This is a genomic window from Kribbella deserti (assembly GCF_042434725.1).
Lineage (GTDB): Bacteria > Actinomycetota > Actinomycetes > Propionibacteriales > Kribbellaceae > Kribbella > Kribbella deserti.
Genome location: NZ_JBHLTC010000023.1, coordinates 67,676 through 86,971 on the forward strand (window position 1 = coordinate 67,676; position 19,296 = coordinate 86,971).

The window sequence follows — 19,296 nt, forward strand, 5'->3', positions numbered from 1 at the left end:
TTGTCCTCGTGCCGCCCTCGGGAGTGCGGCCTTTACTCGTACTACGAACAGGGCCGGCGCGATCCGACACATCCTGTTCACGAGACTTGGCGGGGCTAGGCGATGGGGAAGTCGAAGTAGGTGTTCGGGTAGGGCTCTTCCGTCAGGGAGTAGTGCCACCACTCGCTGTTGTACCGGGTGAATCCGCTCGCCTCCATGATCGAACAGAGGTAGCGGCGGTTCCGCGCTTCGAGTGGAGTGATTCCGGCCGCGCCGTGGTGGGAGATCGAGTCCATCAGGTCGTGGTCGCCACCCATCGCGGCCAGTTCGCCGGTATCCAGGTGGTAGAGCGTCAGGTCGACGGCACTGCCGCGGGTATGACCCGACTTGGTGGACACGTAGCCCCGGCGGAACATCTCGGCCTTGTCGATATTCGGATAGTGCCGGGGTTTCGTGCGTCCGTCCTCCGGCTGCTCGGACCAGCGCAGGAAGCAATCGACGGCACGCTGCGGGCGATACCCGTCCCAGAGCAGTAGGCCGAAGCCGACAGGCTCAGCCTTCTCCCGGGCTCGTTCCAGGGCGGCGCCCAAGGCCTTCGTACCGACGATCCGGTTGGCGAAGTAGCCGTCCACGGGCTTGCCGGTGAAGTTGTCCCAGGTGGCGTACTTCGCGTCCCAGCGCAATCCCGCGGCAAGCTCGTCGACGTACACGAAGCCGGCCTTCATCGCCGGCTCCTCGTCAACGCCAAAGCAACCAGCCGGTCGATCATCTCCGGGAACGGCATTGCCGCGGCCGCCATCATCCGCGGATACCGGCTGTACGACGTCAGGCCGGGCAAGGTGTTGACCTCGTTGAGTACGACCGTGCCGTCGTCGGTGAGGAACATGTCGACCCGGGCCAACCCGCTACACCCGAGGGCACGGTAGATGGCCTTCGCCGTTTTCTGAACGAGCAGGCGCGACTCCGCCGGGATGTCCGCGGGCACGATCGGCGTCGAGTTGTCCGAGCCGCTCTCCGGCGTAGCCTCCTGGTGGATCCTGAAGAAGCCGTGCGACAGCGCGATGCGATCGACCTCACCCGCGATCAGGTCGCCGTCGTTGCCCAAGATGGCACAACCGACCTCGCTGCCGATCACGGCTTCCTCGACCAGCACCTTGGAGTCGAACTGCCTCGCCACCTCCACCGCATCCAGCAGTTCCGCTTTCCCGGAGACCTTGCTGACGCCGAACGACGAACCCGAACGCGCCGGTTTCACGAAGACGGGATAGCTGAGCTGGTCCGGATCGATGTCCTCCTTCGCTACGGCGGTCCAGAACGCCGGCGTGGCGATTCCCGCACTGCGCGCGACGACGTAGGCCAGTGACTTGTCCATGCACAAAGCGGAACTCTGAACATCACAGCCAACGTACGGGAGGCCGGACAACTCCAGCAGGCCCTGGATCGCGCCGTCCTCGCCGAGTTTGCCGTGCAGCACCGGCAGTACCAGGTCGAGGCGGATCGTTTCGTATCGCCCTTGCTCCAGTACGAGCAGGCCGGGCGTGCTCCGGTCCGGGGACAGTACGGCCGGACGGCAGTTGCCGTCTTCCCAGTCTTCCCATGGTCCGTCGCAGAGTTTCCACGCGCCGTCCTTGGTGATGCCGATGTAGTACGGCTCGTACTTCTTGGGGTCGAGATTCAGCGCGACCTGGCGCGCGGATTTGAGCGAGATGGGGTGCTCTTCGGAAGAGCCGCCGAACAAGATTCCGATCTTCATATCCACTGCTGCTTTCTGCCGGCGAATTCCAGGCAATTGAGAATGGAGTTCTGCACGGTGTCGCTCAGGGCGCGGTCCGTGTAGTACGCGGTGTGCGGAGTCACCAGCACGTTCGGCAGTTGCTGCAGCCGCATCAGCGCTTTGCTCTCGATCGGCTTGTTTCTGCAGTCGGCGTAGAAGATGCCTTCTTCGCCTTCGAGAACGTCCAGCGCGGCGCCGCCCAACCGGCCGCTTTCGAGGCCGCGCAACAGCGCCTCGGTATCGACAAGGGCGCCGCGGCCGGTATTGATGACAATCGCGCCCTGCTTCAGTTGGGCGATGCGCTGACGATCCAGGAGATGGTGGGTATCGCTGGTGAGCGGGGTGTGCAGTGTCACGATGTCGCTTTGCGGCAGCAACTGATAGAGCGGTACGTAGTCGGCCGGCGTGCTCGGATGGTCGTCGTAGGCCAGAATCTTGCCGCCGAAACCTTTCAGCCTTTCCAGCACGGCCGCGCCGATACGCCCAGTGCCGATCACGCCGATGGTCAGGTCGCGCAATTCGCGTCCGCGGAGCTCATTCAGCCGGTAGTCATGAACATCGGCACGCCTGAGCGTGGTTTTCGCGTCCCGAACCGCCATGAGCATCAGCATCAAGGTGTAGTCGGCCACGCTGTCGGGCGAATACGCGACATTGCCAACGGTGATCCCGACCTGTTCCGCGTACCGCACGTCGAGATGGTTGAAGCCGATGCTCCTGGTGGAGATGTAGGCGACACCGGCCTGGCTGAGCGCCCGCAACGTGGCGTTGCTGATCTCGCTCTTGTGGCCGACGCTGATACAGCGATTGCCATCGGCCAGCTCGATGTTGGCCGGGGACACCGGCGCGGCTGTGATCATTGGAGTCACCCCGAAGCGAGGGGCTAGGTCCCGGAACAGAACGGCCTCGTCCGGCTCGCAGCCGTAAATCGTCAATCCCATTCTGGGCGCGGCCGAGGACCACGGCGCCAGCGACTCCGTCTGGTCGCCCGCTATTCGTGCTGTTTCACTGAAAGGCATGCCTTGAGTGAAACCGGCACGACGTTGCCGGCGAGTATGCGATTTCTGATACGCGGACAACATCTTACCACTGGGTAGCATATCGTCGGCATATCGTTATTCGCATATCCGGCGGTAACACGAAGTCTTGTTGACTTATCGGGTGATTTATACCGTTTGCCTGCTTGCTCTCGCTGCCGCTTTTGTGGTCCGCGCTCTGCATGTCGGAGTACGGCGCCGACGGGAGCGCGCCAACGCACCAGCCCGACTAGTTCGTGGCGGTCGGGCATGATCCCGCTCAGCCTCACCGAGATCGCCGCGATCGTTGGTGGTTCGGTCGAGGGCGATGGCGCCGTGACGGTGACAGCCCCGGCGGTGCTCGACGGCCGCGAGGCGGAACCAGGCGGCCTGTTCGCGGCCTTCGCCGGCGAACGCGTCGACGGCCACCTGTACGCCGTACAGGCCCACCGCGCTGGGGCGGTCGCCGTACTGGGATCACGGCCTACGCGGATACCCACCGTCGTGGTCGGGGACGTCCAGGCAGCGCTGCAGGCGCTTGCTGCGAATGTTGTGGCGCGGCTGCGGGATGGGCTCACCACCGTTGGCGTGACCGGTTCGCAGGGCAAGACGGGTACCAAGGATCTGCTCGGGGCGGTTCTTTCGAGCGTCGCGCCGACGGTCGCCACGATCGGCTCGCTCAACAACGAGCTCGGCGTACCGCTCACGATGCTGCGGTCCGACGCGACCACGCGGTTCCTCGTGCTGGAGATGGGCGCTCGCCACGTCGGTGACATCGCCGAACTGACCCGCCTGGTCCCGCCCGACATCGGGGTGGTGCTGAACGTTGGTCAGTCCCACCTCGGCGGGTTCGGATCGCGCGCGGCCATTGCGAAGGGCAAGGGTGAGCTGGTGCAAGGGCTCGTTCCTGGCGGTACGGCCGTGCTCAACGCGGACGATCCGCGTGTGGTCGCCATGTGTGCACTGACCGACGGCCCGATCCTGACGTTCGGCCTGGCCGAGCATGCCGACGTACGGGTGCTCGACCTGAAGCTGGATCGGCTCGGGCGGCCGTCGTTCACGCTACGGACCGCCGACGCCTCGGCCTTTGTCGCACTGTCGCTCGTGGGCGCTCACCAGGCGCTCAACGCGTCGGCTGCCGCCGCGGCAGGCCTGGTGGCCGGCGTACCGCTCGATGTGGCCGCGGAGGCGTTGGCCGGTGCCTCGGTGTCGAAGTGGCGGATGGAGCTGCGCGATCTCGCGGCCGGCGCGACGCTGGTGAACGACTCGTTCAACGCCAACCCGGACTCGGCCCGCGCCGCGATCGACGCGCTGGCGACGATGGAGGCCGGGCGCCGCATCGCCGTACTCGGGGAGATGCTCGAGCTCGGTGACGAGAGCGAGGCCGAGCACCGGGAGGTGGGGGAGTACGCCGCGTCCCGGGTGGATGTGGTGGTGTCGGTTGGTGAGGCGGCTCGGGCTATCGCCGCTGGTGCGGGGGAGCGCGCGGTGATACTGGCGGACAACGCCGCGGCCGTGGATTGGTTGCGCCGCCACCTCACCGCGGGCGACGTCGTACTCGTCAAGGCCTCCCGCGAGTCGCGCCTCGACGAGGTGGCCGCCGCGCTCACCTAGTGTCCTGAGTCGGAAGTTCGGGGACGCCGTGAAGTCAACTGGTGACAAAGGGCAACGATCGACACATACTGAATTCGCACGCCGTAGGACGGGGAGCTGGGGCCGGCCGTCGATGGCGCAGTCATCGCGCCTTGGAGCGTTCTGCTCCGGGCTATCCGTGGAGATCGCGCGGTCTATCGGCTTGTCCGCAAGACGGTTGCGCGCGGCTCCTGTCACCGGTGGAGGCGAAGCGAGTGGCCAGTGAATTTCAGCGGCGCAAAGTTGCCGGGGTGTTCGAGGCGATGGATGCCGACAACAACGGCTTTCTGGACAGATCCGATTTCGAGGCGTTGACCGAGCGCTGGGTGGACATCCGCGGCTGGCAGCCGGGCACCGCCGACTACGAGCGGATGCGGGCGACCATGATGGGCTGGTGGTCGGCGCTCACGGCGCTGTCCGACGCCGACCATGACGACAAGGTGTCGCTCGATGAGCTGATGAACGTCGTCGACCAGCTGCCGGCGATCGAAGACGCCGTGTACGAGACGGCCGACGTGATGTTCGACGCGATCGACCAGGACGGCGACGACCGGATCGCGCCGGCCGAACACGAGCAGGTGGTGTACGCCTGGAAGGGATCCACCGACGGCCTTGAAAGGGTGTTCCCCATGCTCGACGTCAACGGCGACGGGCATCTGTCCCGCAAGGAGTTCCGCGAGCTGTGGTCGGACTTCTGGCGTGGTGACGACACACGGTCGCCGTCGCAGTGGATGTTCGGGCGGTACTAGTGTCCTGAGTCGGAAGTTCGTGCTTCAGCTCCGGTGTCCAGGTGCGTGCATCGCAAGGCGGAGAAGCGGTCGCGATGCTCTAGCATCGTGGCCGTTTCTCCAACGCCGCGAGGTGCGTGCCTGGGCGCCGGAGATGTGCACGAACTTCCGACTCAGGACACTAGGAGCCCGGCCGGCAAGAGTGCTCCACACCTCGTTTCCGGTGTGGAGCACCCTTGCCTATCTCAGCGTCACCCGTAGATGGTGGCTTGCCGTGAGGTCTGACGGACGCCGTTGGGGCCGTTCAGGAAGCGCTGGCCCCACGGGGTGAGGCTGCCCGGGTTGAACGACCTGACCATGTCGAGGTACTCGACACCGCCACCGTTGCCGCTCCACGACCAGCCGAGATAGCCGATACCGCGCGCCTGAGCCTGGGCCATGATCGTGTTCTCGTCCGGGTCGCCGTCGGAGTGCATGTTGCCGAATTCGCCGACCACCAAGGGCAAACCGGCGTTGCGGAACGCGTCGAAGTACGCGTTGACCTTGGCGGCGGTGTTGTAGACGCCGTACATGTGAATGGAGAAAACGGTGTTGCGCTGCGGGTCGGCGTTGAGCACCGAGGCCGCGTTGTCGCGCATGATGTTCTGCCAGTCCTGGCCCCACATCGGCGCGTCGGCCATCAGCAGGTGCTGGAGTCCGGCGCCACGTAGCCGCCTGATGGCGTTGCTCGTGGCGCCGGCCCAGGTCGAGCTCACCTGCTGGTTGTTGCCGAACGGCTCGTTGCCGAGGTTGATGACAACATAGTTCTCCTGGCCCCGGAGGGCGCCGGCGACACTGATCCAGTAGCTCGCCGCCTGGTCCAGCGTTGCGGCCGCGCCCTCCTCGCCGTACCCCGTGGTGTCATGCACCTCCAGGACGCAGATCAGTCGCGAGCGCTTGCACAGCGAGATGATGTTGGTGACGTCGGCCGACGAGGTCGGGCCCCAGCGTTTGCCGCTGCCGAGTACGACCCGGACCGTGTTCGCGCCGAAGGACTTGATGTTCGCGAAAGAGCTGGTCTGACTCGGGTACCAGACGTGCGGGTGGTTCACGCCGCGCATCACGAAGGTGGCGCCGTTGGCCTCGACCACCCGGGTGCCGCTGACGCGCAGACCGACCGCGGTGGGCGAGGCCGGGGCCAGCGCTGCCACCAGGGCGGGGTACCAGCGCCTTTCCATCTTGCGGATGCCGGCGTCGTTGGGATGTACGCCGTCGTACGTGTCGGTGGCGGTGCTGAAACCGCTCCACTGGTCGACCACGGTGATCGGCGAGGCCTGGGTGGAGTTCGCGCGGGCCCAACCGGGAATGGCGTTGTTCAGGTTCACCACGCGCTGATAGCACTCGGCGCAACCGGACGGGTTCATCGGGAGGATCTGGGCGACGATGAGCTTGATCCCGGGATTGCCGGCGCGCATCTGGCGGAGCATCGTGGAATAGGTGCTCAGGATCGAGCTGGTGGAGATGTTGCTCCAGACGTCGTTGGTGCCGAGGTGCATGAGTACGACGTCCGGGCGGCTGGCCGACAACCAGCCGGGCAGCAGGTTGTTCGCGACGATGCCGGTGGCCAGGATGCCGCCGTGGCCCTCGTTCTCACCGTCGTGGTCGAAGCCGCACCCCTGGGGTGGGCGGGAGCCCACGAAGTCGACGTTGGTGTAGCCGGTTTCGCGCAGGTGGCGTGACAGTAGTGCCCGCCAGCAGCCGGGTGACCCGGTGATCGAGTCACCCAGCGGCATCACCCGCGTGGCCGCCGCCGGCGCCGGCGCGACGGGTGCAGCGAGTGCGGTCGGGGCGAGCGGACTGGCCGGCCGGGCTTGGGTGGCCTGGGTGGCGGGAATGGCGAGGAGCACCGATAAAAGCAGCGCGAACAAGGTGGCAAGACTGAATCGTCTGGACATGCGTCCTCCAGTACAGCGTATTGCTCGGGGGCGGCGGCTCATTCAGGGGTATGTCGGCGCGCGCACCAAGCGGGCGGAATGGTGGCGTACGGAAATGTAAAACTGGACCGGTTCAGCGCGGTGATCGGGACAATACTGGACCGGTTCAGCGCCGACAAGATGCAAACTCGGCCGAAAGGGGTCAGATCTCCTTGTAGTACCTGACCGCCGGGAAGGCCGTGCAGCCCAGGCTCTCGTACAAGGCCCGTGCGGGCGCATGAAAACCGTCCCCGCCGGTGCCGATCTCGACGACCTCAACGCCACGGTCTTTCAGGTCCGCGAACGCGTGTCCGCACAGGATCTTGCCAAGCCCGTGCCTGCGATGGCTCGAGGCGACCGCCAGGATGTCGATCTCGCCCCGCCGCGCCACCGGATTCAGATTCCAGGCGACATATCCGACGACAACGCCGTCGTCCTCCGCGACAACGACATACCGGCCCAGATCCGGCGCGTAGAGGCTCGCGACTTGTTCCCGGTAGTCCGCACGCCAACTGCCGTGGGTGTTGTTGAAGACCGCCTCGCCCACGACGTCACGAAACGACTGCTCGTAGAACGGGCCAAAGGTGTCGATCGTCAGCTCGATGAGTTGCTCGAGGTCGCGCGGCTGGTATGCCCGAAGGTCCATCAGAGAGTGCCTTTCGATTGAGGGTAGGAAGAAGCAGCCGACGTACTGGCCGGCTGCATCGAAACTGCCCTCAAACCCGCGTGCGCTCCGCCGCGTAGCACTCCATAGCCAAAAGCCTAACCGCCTTCCGCACTGCTAGTGTCCTGAGTCGGAAGCGGAGATGCCTTCGTATTGGGCCAAGGGAGCCGCGCCGATGACGTCGTACTCGAGTATGGCCAGGCCGCTCGGGGTGATCTCGTGCCCGGTCAGGCGGAGTCCGCCGGAACCACCCTGCTCGAACAACCGGCGGCCGGAGCCGATGAAGGCCGGGGCGATCACGAGCCGGACCTCGTCAACGAGACCCGCCGACAGCAGGAAACCGCCAAGCCGCGCGCTCCCGTGGATCTGAAGCTCTCGCCCGGGTTGGTTCTTGAGGTCCGCGACGGTCCTGACCGGGTCACCGCGAAGTACGGTCGTCGGATTCCAGGTCCCCTCGGCGAGCGTGGTGGTCACGACGTACTTCGGCAGGGAGTTCATCCGTACGGCGAATGGGTCGCTCGGGTCGGTGATCTGCGGCCAGTCCCGGGCGAAGGCCTCGTACGTACGGCGACCAAGCAACAATCCGTCGGCGCGGTCCAGCCACTCGGAAGTCCGCTGGACGAACACCTCGTCGATGTGCGGCACGAGCCAACCACCCTGGGTGAAACCACCAGAGGTGTCCTCGGTCGACGAGCCGGGGCCTTGGCTGACCCCGTCGAGCGTGACGAACTGCGTGAGTACGAGCTTCACCGCCCGGCCTCGCTCTCCGCCAGTACGGCGAGCTGCTTCGCGACCGTGCCCCATCCGTCCGCGAAGCCGAGCTCCTCGTGGCGGGCCCGGGTGGCCGGATCACCATGCCGTACGACGACCCGGTAGTCCGTACCGTCCGGGTGGTCGGACAAGGTGATCTCGGCGGTCATCAGAAACGGTTCGGGACTTGCCGGGCGCCACGCGCTGTCGATCGCGTTGGTGTAGACCAGGCGTTCGAGTTGGTCGACGACGAGGAAGATGGCGTCGAGCTGGGGGACGAACTCCGTTCCGTTCTCGCTCATCGACGTCACGATCGCGCCACCGGGCCGGGCCTCCAGACGTTCGACCCGGCAGACGGTCGGCGCCGGCACCCACCATTTCGCGAATCGTGCTGGCTCGGTCCAGGCCTGCCAGACCACGTCGCGCGGCGCGCGGATGACCCGCTGCAGGGCTAGGTCGAGATCGGGGTTCATCGCTGTTCCTCCAGGGGATCGGTTGCAAGCGGGAGACCGGCGGCCGGATCGGTGGCGAGCGGGGGATCGGCGGCCGGGTCGGTGACGAGGTGTTCGAGTCGGTCGGTGCGGTCTGTCCAGATCCGGCGTTGTTCCGCGAGCCAGTCGTCGAGCAGCGCGAGGCGGTCGCGGTTGAGCACGCAGGTACGGACCCGGCCGGCCTTCATCGTGCGAATCAGGCCGTTCGCCTCAAGCGTGCGAACGTGCTTCATGAATGAGGGCAGGGTCATCGGGAACTCCCCGGCCAGCTCACCCACACTCGTCGGGCCGCGGCCCAGCCGCCGGATCACCTCACGCCGGGTGGGATCAGCCAGCGCCACGAACACGCCATCGATCTCCGCCGAATACTGTGCCATGCGGCTAAGTATTACCTGGCCCCAATACTTAGCGCAAGGGCTAACTGTTGAAGCCGGTGACTGCTGGCAGGCGATGCACGGTGGCCGGCCGAATGGACGTACGGCGAGGGGGACCACCGGGCGCGGGGGGAGATCGATGCATATGGCAACAGCCCACACGTCGTCGAGAGGCTCGACCGCCGGTGAGCAGTGAGACCGCTGAAGGGGGAAAAACGAAAGGCAAGGAGAAGGTCTCCTTGCCGCTTCTAAGTTATAGCGCAGTGGGGGGCTTGCGGCAAGGGCCGGGTGGTGGCGCAGAATCGTCGGCCGAGATGACTACCTGTGGAAATGGGGCGCACTACGTGAGTGTGTGGTGGCAAGGATCGACCAGCGCGATGCGCTGGAGCAGGACTACCTCGGAGGGATCGCGATGACGAGTCACTATGTGCTGGATCTTCAAGAGGTAAACGACACGACCGTCACAGTTGCCGGGGGCAAAGGTGCGCACTTGGGCGAGCTTTCCCGGATCGAGGGAATTCGCGTACCAGCCGGCTTCTGCGTGACGACTGACGCCTTCCGCCGCGTGCTGGACGAAGCGCCCGAAGTAGCCGATCGACTCGACGAACTGTCGCGGGTGAACCCGGACGACCGGGATGGAATCAGTCGCCTGAGCGCCGAGATCCGCCATTTGATCGAGCGAATCCCGATGCCCGCTGAGCTCATCGCCGCGATCACCCAGGCGGTCGTACGGCTTGGTGAGCAAACTGCCTGCGCCGTACGGTCGAGCGCGACGGCCGAGGACCTGCCGACGGCTTCGTTCGCGGGCCAGCAGGACACGTACCTGAACATCCAGGGCCCGGCGGCGATCCTCCGGCACGTCAGCCGGTGCTGGGCGTCTCTGTTCACGGAGCGGGCCGTGACGTACCGCCTGCGGAACGGCTTCGACCAGCAGATGGTCCAGATGGCCGTGGTCGTGCAGCAAATGGTGTTCCCGCAGGCGGCCGGCATCCTGTTCACGGCCGACCCGATCACGGGCAACCGGAAGGTCTCCGCCGTTGACGCCGGTTTCGGACTCGGCGAGGCCTTGGTCTCCGGCCTGGTGAACCCGGACGTCTTCAAGGTGCGCGACGGCCAGGTCATCGCGAAGACGGTCGCGGCGAAACGACTCGCCATCCAGGCCCTACCGGCAGGCGGGACGCAGGAGGTGGCGATCGACCCGGGGGAGCAGGAGCAGCCCGCGCTGACGGACGCGCAGGTCGTACGGCTGGTGGAACTCGGGCGGCGGATCGAGGCGCACTTCGGCCGCCCGCAGGACATCGAGTGGTGCCTGGCCGATGGCGAATTCCAGATCGTTCAGAGCAGACCGATCACCACGCTGTTCCCCATTCCCGAGATCGGCGATGAGGAGAACCACGTCTATCTCTCCGTCGGGCATCAGCAGATGATGACCGACGCCATGAAGCCGCTGGGTCTGTCGATTTGGCAGCTGACGGCCATGGTGCCGATGCACGACGCGGGTGGCAGGTTGTTCGTCGACGTGACCAAGTCGTTGGCCTCGTCCGCGAGCCGCGCCGGCCTGCTGGAGGTCGTCGGTCGAGGCGATCCACTGTTCCGGGACGCGCTGGAGATCGTGCTCGACCGCGGCGACTTCATCCCGCCACCGGCCGACGCGCAAAGCAACACCAGCACCGACGCGGCCGCCAACACCGCGCCCACCGAGCCGGCCGCCAAGACCGAGACCGACCCACCCGCCGGGCCCGATCCGGCCATCGTGCCCGAGTTGGTCGAGCGCAGTGAGACAGCCGTTGCCACCCTGCGACGCGATATCGCGACGCGGAGCGGACCCGCGCTGTTCGAGTTCCTCAACGAGGCGATCCAGGAACACAAGCGAGTCCTAGGCGATCCCCTCAACATGCAGGCGATCATGGCGGGCATGGACGCCACCTGGTGGCTCAACGTCCACCTGCAGGAGTGGCTGGGGGAGAAGAACACGGCCGACACGCTCACCCTGTCCGCCCCGAACAACATCACCTCCGAGATGGGGCTGGCGCTGCTCGACGTCGCCGACGTGATCCGCCCGTACCCGGACGTGGTCGCGTTCCTGGAGAACGTCGAGAACGACGACTTCCTGGACGAACTACCAAAGCTTGCCGGTGGCAACGAATCCCGCGACGCCATTGAGACCTACCTTGACCAGTACGGGATGCGCTGCGCGGGCGAGATCGACATCACCCGGCCGCGCTGGAGCGAACAACCCAGCACCCTCGTACCGCTGATTCTCGACAACATCAAGCTCTTCGGCCCGGGCGCTGCTCAGCAACGGTTCGAGCAGGGCCGGCAGCAGGCCGGGGAGAAGGAACGCGACGTACTGCAGCGCCTCCGAGCCCTCCCGGATGGTAAGCAGAAGGCCGATCAGACCAAGCGCATGATCGACCAGGTCCGGACGTTCATCGGCTACCGGGAGTACCCGAAGTACAACATCATCAGCCGCTATTTCGTTTACAAACAGGCCCTGATGCAAGAGGCCGAGCGCCTCGTGCGGGCCGGCGTACTCCCGGAGAAGGAGGACATCTTCTACCTCACCTTCGAGGAATTCCACCAGGTCGCACGCACGAACCAGGTGGACCATCAGCTCATCCAGCGGCGCAGAGAGGCCTTCCGTTCGTACCAGGCGCTCACGCCACCGCGCGTACTCACCTCGGAGGGGGAGGCGATCTCCGGCGCGTACCGGCGTGACGACGTTCCGGATGGTGCCCTGGTCGGTCTGCCGGTCTCGGCCGGGACCATCGAGGGCCGGGCGCGCGTGATCCTCGACCTGGCGAAGGCTGACCTCGAAGCGGGCGACATCCTGGTCACGGCCTACACGGATCCCGGCTGGTCGCCGCTGTTCGTCGGCATCGCGGGCCTGGTCACTGAGGTGGGTGGCCTGATGACCCACGGCGCGGTGATCGCGCGGGAGTACGGCTTGCCGGCCGTCGTCGGTGTCGCGGACGCCACCCGGCTGATCCAGGACGGACAGCGGATCCGCTTACACGGAACCGACGGCTATATCGAGATCTTGCCCTGATCAACTAGTGTCCTGAGTCGGAAGTTCGTGCTTCAGCTCCGGTGTCCAGGTGCGTGCATCGCAAGGCGGAGAAGCGGTCGCGATGCTCTAGCATCGTGGCCGTTTCTCCAACGCCGCGAGGTGCGTGCCTGGGCGCCGGAGATGTGCACGAACTTCCGACTCAGGACACTAGTCCCGGACTGGCGAAAGGGGCGCGACCCGTGATTCGCGCCCCTTTCGCCAGCTATGGCCCGGTACTACTGGCCGTAAGCGCGTGCCGTCCAGCCAAGGGCGCCGAGCGAGCCGCCCTTGATGTCGACGCCGCTCTTGTCAGCTTTGTTGGCGTCGAAATGTACTGATGCGGAACCGGTCGCGGTGATCGCAAGCAGCGGGCGGCCGTTCGGGTGGCTCTGGCAGTAGCCGGTGCTGAGGCTGGTGAAGGCGCCCCAGCCGGTCGACCGCAGGACCGTCGAGGCGTACGCGCTTGTCGGGGTGGCCTGCTTGATCCGCCACTCCTTCAGCTCACCGTTGGACTTGGTGCCGATCAGTACGTCGACCGCAGCGGTGCCGGTGCCCTCGGTGCGCTCGAACACCAGCGTCTTGACCGTGTTCCACGCCGTCCCGGGCAGCTTCACCGGCGCGGAGATCGTCAGCACGCCGTTCGGGTAGGTGACGGTGTGGCGGTAGAGCGAGGTGCCCGCGACGCGGTACAGGTACGGGTATCCCGACGCCAGGATCGTGGTCCCGCCGAAGCCCGCCTTGACCCGGGTGGCGGTGTTCTTGGTCATCTTCCAGACGCCGTTGGTCCGCGTGCCCGAGCGCTGCTGCAGGTAGAGGTAGCCGTCGGTCGGATGCGTGGCGAGTTCGGTGCTGTTGAACGTGTCGGGGTCGCCCGAGGCGCCGAGCTGCTGGTGTGCGGTCGGCACCCAGGCCAGCTTGTCGCCGGTGTACGCCGTCACGCTGGTCTTCGACGCGGAGTAGCCGTACGAGACGCGCTGGCCGTCGGAGCGGTAGGCGGCGGTGTAGACCGAACAGCCGGCCGGGACGTCGCCGACGGCGGCTTCGGACGGCGAGCTGATGAACACGATTCCGGTCGCGGCGAGGGCGAAGGCGGAAGCGGCGGACAGGACGGACTTTTGGCGCATAAAGCGGGGGAGTTCCTCTCTGGTTGAACGGCAGGTAGGTGGCCCTGGCCGCGAGACCGGGGCCACCAGGGGGCAGCGATCAGTCGGTTGATGCCCCGAGGAGCCGGTACACGGCGACCAGCTTGTCAGACCACCAGGCCGTGTTGGCCTGAGAGCCGATACCCGCCGCCGGACAGTGCGGTGACAACGGCCATGACCAGCGTCGCGATACCGCGTTTCACGCGTCTGGGGCGCATGGTGGGTCCTTCCGACGGGCGGCCTGGCTCCGAGGGTAGGAGCCGCCGCTGGCAGCGCGCTGTCCGTACTTCGCCCGTACCCATGAGTGGCCGCAAGTTTCCCGGCGGTAAGATCGCCGCGTGCCTCGACAACCGCAGGCCCGCGGGTGCGCATGACGGAGACGAGTTTTGGCGGCCTGCTCCGCGCGCATCGGCGGCGGATCGGCATGACCCAGCGGGAGCTGGCCGATCTGGCCGGTGTGAGCCCGGGCGCGATCCGCGATCTCGAGCAGGGCCGGACCAGAAGCCCGAAGAAGGGCTCGGTTCAGGCCATCGCCAGTGCTCTTGGACTGGCTGAGGCGGATACCGCGTCCTTGCGTGCCGCGGCTGAGGCTCAACGCGCGTCCCGGACGAAACCGGGCTCGGCCAGTGGCGGCCCGCTGCGGATCCGGGTACTCGGCCCGATCGAGGTCTGGCACGGCGACGTACAAGTTGCTTTCGGCTCCGACCTGCAGCGCACCCTGCTCGCGCGCCTCGCTCTGGCCGCGGGCAGCGTGGTCAGCCAGGACGAACTGATCGACCTGTTGTGGGGCCCCGGTGATGCCCCGCAAGCGGTGAGCCTGCTGCACACGCACGTCGCCCGATTGCGCCGGCTGCTCGACTCCGGCGTGAGCGACGGCAGCGTGGTCGTCGGCGGCCAGAACGGATACCGGCTCGCGGTCGGCACCGACCACCTCGACCTGCTCGCGTTCCGCGAGCTCACCACGACGGCGGCGTACGACGCACCGGAAGTGGCTCTGACCCGCCTCGCCCGGGCCGTCGCGTTGTGGCGGGGTGAGATCGACGCCGAGCGAGTCGCGTCCAGCCCGCTCTACACCGCGACAATCGCCGAGTACGTCGCCGCCGTGCGGGCCTTCGCGACGCTGGCGCGCGATCTCGGTAAGCCGGAGGAGGCGCTGAAACCCCTGCGGGAGCTTGCGCATCAGCACGAGCTGGACGAACCGCTGCACGTCGAGCTGATCCTGACGCTCGCCGCGAGCGGCCGGCAGGCGGAGGCGCTCGCGGCGTACGACCGGATCCGCGACGCTCTCGCCGATCAGCTCGGGATCAGCCCGGGGGAGTCGTTGCGGGAGGTCCAACTCGCCGTACTCCGGCAACAGGACCGGCTGGCCACGGGGCGGACCGCGATCCAGCAGGCGCCCGCCGCCCCGCCGGATTTTGTCGGCCGAACCGCGGAACTCGCGAGCATCGAATCCGCGCTGGCCGGGACGGGTCCAGGCGACGTACCGGCCTCGTCTCAGATCGTTCTGGTTCACGGCATTGCCGGAGTGGGCAAAACCGCGCTTGCGCTGGCCGCCGCGCATCGATTGCGCGCGCGGTATCCCGACGGCCAGTTGTACGCCGACCTGCGCGGCACCAACGCGACGGTGCCGGAGCCGATGCAGGTGCTCGGCCGGTTCCTGCGGGCCCTCGGCGTACCGAGCAGGCAGATCGGGTTCGACGAAGCCGAGGCGGCCGCGTTGTTGCGCAGCGAGCTGGCCGGTCGGCGGATGCTGATCCTGCTGGACAACGCCCACAGTGCCGACCAGCTCCGCCCGCTGCTGCCCGGCGCGGGTGGTAGCGACGTCATCGTGACCAGCCGACGCCGGATGCACGGGCTGGCCGGAGCGAGCGTTGTCGACCTCGAACCACTCGATCCGGCCGAGTCGATCGCGCTCATCGCCGCGACTGCGGGATCGCAGCGGGTCGACGCGGATCCCGGCGCCGCGAGTGAACTCGCCGAGGCGTGTGCGCGCCTGCCGCTGGCGCTGCGTATCGCGAGTGCCCGGCTGGCCACCCGGCAGGCCTGGACGATCGATGATCTGACCCGCAGGCTGCACGACGAGAACCACCGGCTGACTGAACTGTCAACGGGTGAATCGAGTGTGCTCAACAGCTTCCAGCTCAGCTACGCCGATCTCAGTGCTCCCGCACAACGCGCGTTCCGGCTGTGCGGCGTACATTCCGCGGACGATTTCGGCGCCGACGCGACCGGCGTTTTGCTGGCGGTGCCGACAACCGAGGCCGATCGGCTGCTGGAAGACCTGCTCGAGGCGAACATGCTCATGCAGTACGCGCCCGACCGCTACCGCTTCCACGATCTGCTCGGCCTGTACGCACGCGGGCTGCTGAGCGACGATCCTGAGAAGGACACCGCGCGGTCCCGCCTGTACGACTGGTACGCCGAGGCGGCGACGGCCGCGATGGAATGGACGTACCCCCAGCTGCCGCGGTTGGACGGCCATCCTCAGCGGGAGGCCTTTTTCGCCGACAAGGCCGCGGCGATGGCGTGGCTGGATGTCGAGCTGCCGGCGTTGGTTGCCGTCGTCAACGACACGGCCGGGGCAGCTGAATCGGCCCTGGCTTGGCGAATCACGGATCAGCTGCGCGGGTACTTCCTGATCCGCCGGCACGTCGACGGCTGGCTGGAGACGGCGGAGATCGGGCTGGAAGCCGCCACCAAGGCCGGGGATGACCTCGCACGGACGGCGATGCTGATCAACCATGCCCAGGCGCTCTGGTCGGTCGGCCGGGACGAGGAGTCACTGTCCGAGTGCCTGGCAGGAGAACAACTCGCCGCCGCTATCGGCTGGGACACGGCCGTGGCGTACCTGTCGCACCACATCGGATGGCACTACCTCGAACAAGGCAAGCTCGACGAGGCGGACCGGTGGCTCCAGCGCGCGCTCGACCTGACCGAGGACGACCGGTTGAGCCACGCACGCTCGATCGCGTACAACGGGCTCGGCGTGATGCGGTTGTGCCAGGGCCGGTTGCGCGAAGCCGCCGATCTGCTCAACGCCGCGCTGGAGATCAACGAGGCCACCGGCCGGGAAACGTCGGCCCTGGCCAACCGCGGCAACCTGGCGAGCGCCATTCGCCAGTTGGGCGCCGAGTCGCAGGCGGCTGATCTGTTGACGGAGGTGCTCGCGGCGTATCGGGAGAGCTCGAACCTTCGCGGCGAGTTGTCGACGCTGGACGAGTGGAGCCGGTTGCACCGCCAGCGCGGGGATACCGCGATGGCTCTGGAGGTCGGTCGGCGCGCGCACGAACTGGCGACCACGATTCGCGATCGCAAAGCGACGGCCCAAACCGCGGCCACGGTGGCCTATGCGTACCTGGCGATCGGCGACGCGGGCGCGGCGGCCCGGTGGTTCGAAGACAGCCTGGCCATCGCCCACGACGCGTACCCGTTCGTCGAAGCCCGTGCGCTAGTCGGCCTCGCCACCGCCCACCTCGCCACCGGCAACCCCACCGCCGCCGCCGACGGCGCCACTCAAGCGCACGCGATCGCCACCACCTGCGGCTTCCACCTCCTGGCACAACACGCCACCACCGCCCTGCAAGCCACCAACACCCTCTCCTGACGCCCGGCAAAACCTCGATCGGCTGAAGGAGTCGAATGTGAACAAAGTCCATTGCTGGCGCCTCAGAATTCAGCAGCACAACTACCTGTTCCTGGTCTTCACTTCCTCAGTTTCGTCAGCAAAACACCTTGCGCGTCAGCATGGTGTTTCCGGGCCGAAGGAAAGCGAGCTCATCAAGGCGAAGGCGATCGTTCCTTATCTCGCCGGCATCGAACTCGAGCCTGACGTTCTTTATGTAGCGGACGAGGAAGCCGACGCCATCAGATTCGAACCGGTAACAAACCGACCGGGCTGAGGCGGGCGGCCGATTCGTCGTACGACTCACCGGCTGGAAATGGCGGCGGGTGCTTCCGGACGAGACGCGCGGTTCGGGGCTACTCGCCGTCATTCCAGGGCAGCCGGCGGGGATCGCTGGGGTAGGCCGCCATCCAGAGCACGACCGCGACCGGCCAATAGGTGATGGCCGCTAGAGCGAGGTAGCCCGATCGAGGCTCGTCGTTGATCCAGTCGGCGTCGTTCCATTCGCCGACCTGCCATGCCCACAGGCCGAATCCGGCCATGAGGGCGGTGCCCCAGATCCAGCGCATCCGGCGGGTGGAGCGACGCGTTCGCCAGCGGGCCCACCAAGAGGCCGGCGGCGGTTCACGGCCGTCATCCACGTGACCACTATCGCTGATGCGCTGCTGCCTTTCGGGTGGAGCCGGGCCGTTCTCGACGGCCCGGCTGGGATCTGCCCGAGCCCGGTGATGGCCTAGTGTCCTGAGTCGGATGTTCGTGCACATCTCCGGCGCCCAGGCACGCACCTCGCGGCGTTGGAGAAACGGCCACGATGCTAGAGCATCGCGACCGCTTCTCCGCCTTGCGATGCACGCACCTGGACACCGGAGCTGAAGCACGAACTTCCGACTCAGGACACTAGTGGCAGTCGGCGGCTTCAGCCGGTTTCTTGTCCGGTACCAGGTCCACCTCGGTGAACGACCGGGCGACCACGATGTCGGTGGACGAATGCGCCACGATCGACAACACGATAGTGAGCGCGACCAGATGGAACACCTCGTCGGCTCCCGGGATACCGGCTTCCAGTACCAGCAGTCCGTAGACGACCGACGCGAACCCCTTTGGCCCGAACCACATGGCGGCGAACTGTTCTCGGCGGCCCAAGCCAGAACCTATGAACGACAAGGCGAGTGCGGTCGGGCGCGCGAGCACCAGCGCGAACACTGCAAAGAGCCATCCTTGCCAGCTGATCTCGCCGAGGAACTCCACGGAGATCAACGCGCCGAACACCAGCAGTGCTGCCAGCTTCAGCGTCTCGGAGATGAGCTCACCGAAGTGCTCGAACGCCGCGCGCTGCCGCGGGCCGAAGGTGGCGACCGTGACACCGGCCGCGAAGGCTGCGAGGAACAGGTTGCCGTGCAAGGTCTTGCCGAGGGCAAGCACCAGTACGCCGATCGCGACGGCGTTGAGTGGTTCGTACTGGGTCGAGGCAGAGAAGATCTTGAGCCGTTCCAGCCGGATGGCGAGCCACGGAACAGCTACACCGATGACAACGCCCATGGCCAGCTCGAGTCCGAGTTCGCCGAGGTGCAGGTCTTCGGCGCCCGCGGCTACCGCGAGGAACACCATCACGAACGGTAGTGCGAGGCCGTCGTTGACACCGGACTCGACGTTCAGCAGATGACGCAGCCTGGCCGGTACGCGCTGGTTGCCCACCAGCGCGGAAGCGAAGACCGGATCGGTCGGCGCCAGGATGGCGCCGATGAGCAGCGCCTGGGGCCAGTCCAGTCCGACCAGGTAGTGAGCCACGACGGCCGTGATACCCAGCGTGAGCGGCAAGCCCCAGCCGAGGGCGCGACCGGGCAGCCGCCAGGCCGAGCGAAGGTCTGTCCAGCCCACGCGCATGCCGTCGGTGAACAAAACGGCGAACAAGGCCAGTTCGGCGAGCGTGGCAACGACCGGTGAGTCGGCACTCAGCTCGAGCACACCGCTGGTCTGCGGCCCGAGCGCGATTCCCGCGGCGAGAAACAAGACCGCCGTCGACAAGATGGTGCGATGCGCCAGGCTCGACACCAGAACGGCGAGCAACAGCACCACCGCAAAGCACAGCAACAAGACGACTGTTTCCTCTTTCAGCCCGGGAACTA

At 66.7% G+C, this 19,296-nt stretch carries 16 protein-coding genes; 5 read left to right on the forward strand and 11 right to left on the reverse strand.

Annotated elements, in window-relative coordinates; translation table 11 throughout:
- Window positions 1–95 precede the first annotated feature (95 nt).
- Genes vanX through ACFFGN_RS19375 form a run of 3 tightly spaced genes read right to left on the reverse strand, consistent with a single transcriptional unit; the run spans window position 96 to window position 2,691 of the window.
- A complete protein-coding gene (gene vanX, locus ACFFGN_RS19365) occupies window positions 96–704 on the reverse strand; it encodes a D-Ala-D-Ala dipeptidase VanX (RefSeq protein WP_380049502.1) in 609 nt (202 codons plus the stop codon).
- Window positions 701–1,732 (reverse strand): D-alanine--(R)-lactate ligase, encoded by a 1,032-nt coding sequence (gene vanA / locus ACFFGN_RS19370; RefSeq protein WP_380049504.1) that lies wholly within the window; start codon window positions 1,730–1,732, stop codon window positions 701–703. The genes vanX and vanA overlap by 4 nt, the downstream gene beginning before the upstream one ends.
- Window positions 1,729–2,691: a D-isomer specific 2-hydroxyacid dehydrogenase family protein gene (locus tag ACFFGN_RS19375; protein ID WP_380049679.1), complete on the reverse strand. Its 963-nt coding sequence runs from the start codon at window positions 2,689–2,691 to the stop codon at window positions 1,729–1,731. The genes vanA and ACFFGN_RS19375 overlap by 4 nt, the downstream gene beginning before the upstream one ends.
- Before the next feature lie 345 nt (window positions 2,692–3,036).
- Between ACFFGN_RS19375 and ACFFGN_RS19380 the strand changes: the two genes are divergently transcribed.
- Together ACFFGN_RS19380 and ACFFGN_RS19385 are read left to right on the forward strand one after the other, a co-directional pair.
- On the forward strand, window positions 3,037–4,380 hold the full coding sequence (locus ACFFGN_RS19380; RefSeq protein ID WP_380049506.1) for a UDP-N-acetylmuramoyl-tripeptide--D-alanyl-D-alanine ligase: 1,344 nt from the start codon (window positions 3,037–3,039) through the stop codon (window positions 4,378–4,380).
- A gap of 233 nt (window positions 4,381–4,613) precedes the next feature.
- Entirely contained in the window at window positions 4,614–5,147 is a 534-nt protein-coding gene (locus ACFFGN_RS19385) for an EF-hand domain-containing protein (RefSeq protein WP_380049508.1), read from the forward strand.
- Between the two features lie 230 nt (window positions 5,148–5,377).
- Here the strand turns inward: ACFFGN_RS19385 and ACFFGN_RS19390 are convergent, their stop codons facing one another.
- The 5 genes from ACFFGN_RS19390 to ACFFGN_RS19410 form a co-directional block, all read right to left on the reverse strand.
- Window positions 5,378–7,060, reverse strand: a complete 1,683-nt coding sequence (locus tag ACFFGN_RS19390) for a cellulase family glycosylhydrolase (protein WP_380049510.1) — start codon at window positions 7,058–7,060, stop codon at window positions 5,378–5,380.
- A 181-nt stretch (window positions 7,061–7,241) separates the two neighbouring features.
- Window positions 7,242–7,724, reverse strand: a complete 483-nt coding sequence (locus ACFFGN_RS19395; protein WP_380049512.1) for a GNAT family N-acetyltransferase — start codon at window positions 7,722–7,724, stop codon at window positions 7,242–7,244.
- Window positions 7,725–7,859: 135 nt separating this feature from the next.
- Window positions 7,860–8,492, reverse strand: a complete 633-nt coding sequence (locus ACFFGN_RS19400) for a dihydrofolate reductase family protein (protein WP_380049514.1) — start codon at window positions 8,490–8,492, stop codon at window positions 7,860–7,862.
- Window positions 8,489–8,965 (reverse strand): SRPBCC domain-containing protein, encoded by a 477-nt coding sequence (locus tag ACFFGN_RS19405; protein WP_380049516.1) that lies wholly within the window; start codon window positions 8,963–8,965, stop codon window positions 8,489–8,491. Before ACFFGN_RS19405 ends, ACFFGN_RS19400 begins: the two co-directional genes overlap by 4 nt.
- Window positions 8,962–9,360: an ArsR/SmtB family transcription factor gene (locus ACFFGN_RS19410; protein ID WP_380049518.1), complete on the reverse strand. Its 399-nt coding sequence runs from the start codon at window positions 9,358–9,360 to the stop codon at window positions 8,962–8,964. Before ACFFGN_RS19410 ends, ACFFGN_RS19405 begins: the two co-directional genes overlap by 4 nt.
- A 352-nt stretch (window positions 9,361–9,712) precedes the next feature.
- On the opposite strand from ACFFGN_RS19410, the gene rph reads away from it, so the two are divergent.
- Window positions 9,713–12,406, forward strand: coding sequence for a rifamycin-inactivating phosphotransferase (gene rph, locus ACFFGN_RS19415; RefSeq protein ID WP_380049520.1), 2,694 nt, complete (start codon window positions 9,713–9,715; stop codon window positions 12,404–12,406).
- Window positions 12,407–12,642: 236 nt separating this feature from the next.
- Here the strand turns inward: rph and ACFFGN_RS19420 are convergent, their stop codons facing one another.
- On the reverse strand, window positions 12,643–13,530 hold the full coding sequence (locus tag ACFFGN_RS19420; protein WP_380049522.1) for a hypothetical protein: 888 nt from the start codon (window positions 13,528–13,530) through the stop codon (window positions 12,643–12,645).
- A gap of 388 nt (window positions 13,531–13,918) precedes the next feature.
- Here ACFFGN_RS19420 and ACFFGN_RS19425 point away from each other — a divergent pair, with 388 nt between their 5' ends.
- Together ACFFGN_RS19425 and ACFFGN_RS19430 are read left to right on the forward strand one after the other, a co-directional pair.
- Window positions 13,919–17,152 (forward strand): BTAD domain-containing putative transcriptional regulator, encoded by a 3,234-nt coding sequence (locus ACFFGN_RS19425; RefSeq protein ID WP_380049524.1) that lies wholly within the window; start codon window positions 13,919–13,921, stop codon window positions 17,150–17,152.
- 37 nt (window positions 17,153–17,189) lie between these two features.
- The gene (locus ACFFGN_RS19430) at window positions 17,190–17,447 is read left to right on the forward strand and encodes a hypothetical protein (RefSeq protein ID WP_380049526.1); all 258 of its coding nucleotides are present in this window, start codon (window positions 17,190–17,192) and stop codon (window positions 17,445–17,447) included.
- Window positions 17,448–17,526: 79 nt separating this feature from the next.
- Here the strand turns inward: ACFFGN_RS19430 and ACFFGN_RS19435 are convergent, their stop codons facing one another.
- Together ACFFGN_RS19435 and ACFFGN_RS19440 are read right to left on the reverse strand one after the other, a co-directional pair.
- Entirely contained in the window at window positions 17,527–17,811 is a 285-nt protein-coding gene (locus ACFFGN_RS19435; protein ID WP_380049528.1) for a hypothetical protein, read from the reverse strand.
- Between the two features lie 256 nt (window positions 17,812–18,067).
- Window positions 18,068–19,261 carry a cation:proton antiporter gene (locus tag ACFFGN_RS19440; protein WP_380049530.1) on the reverse strand — a complete coding sequence of 398 codons (1,194 nt, stop codon included), beginning with the start codon at window positions 19,259–19,261 and terminating at the stop codon, window positions 18,068–18,070.
- Window positions 19,262–19,296 lie beyond the last annotated feature (35 nt).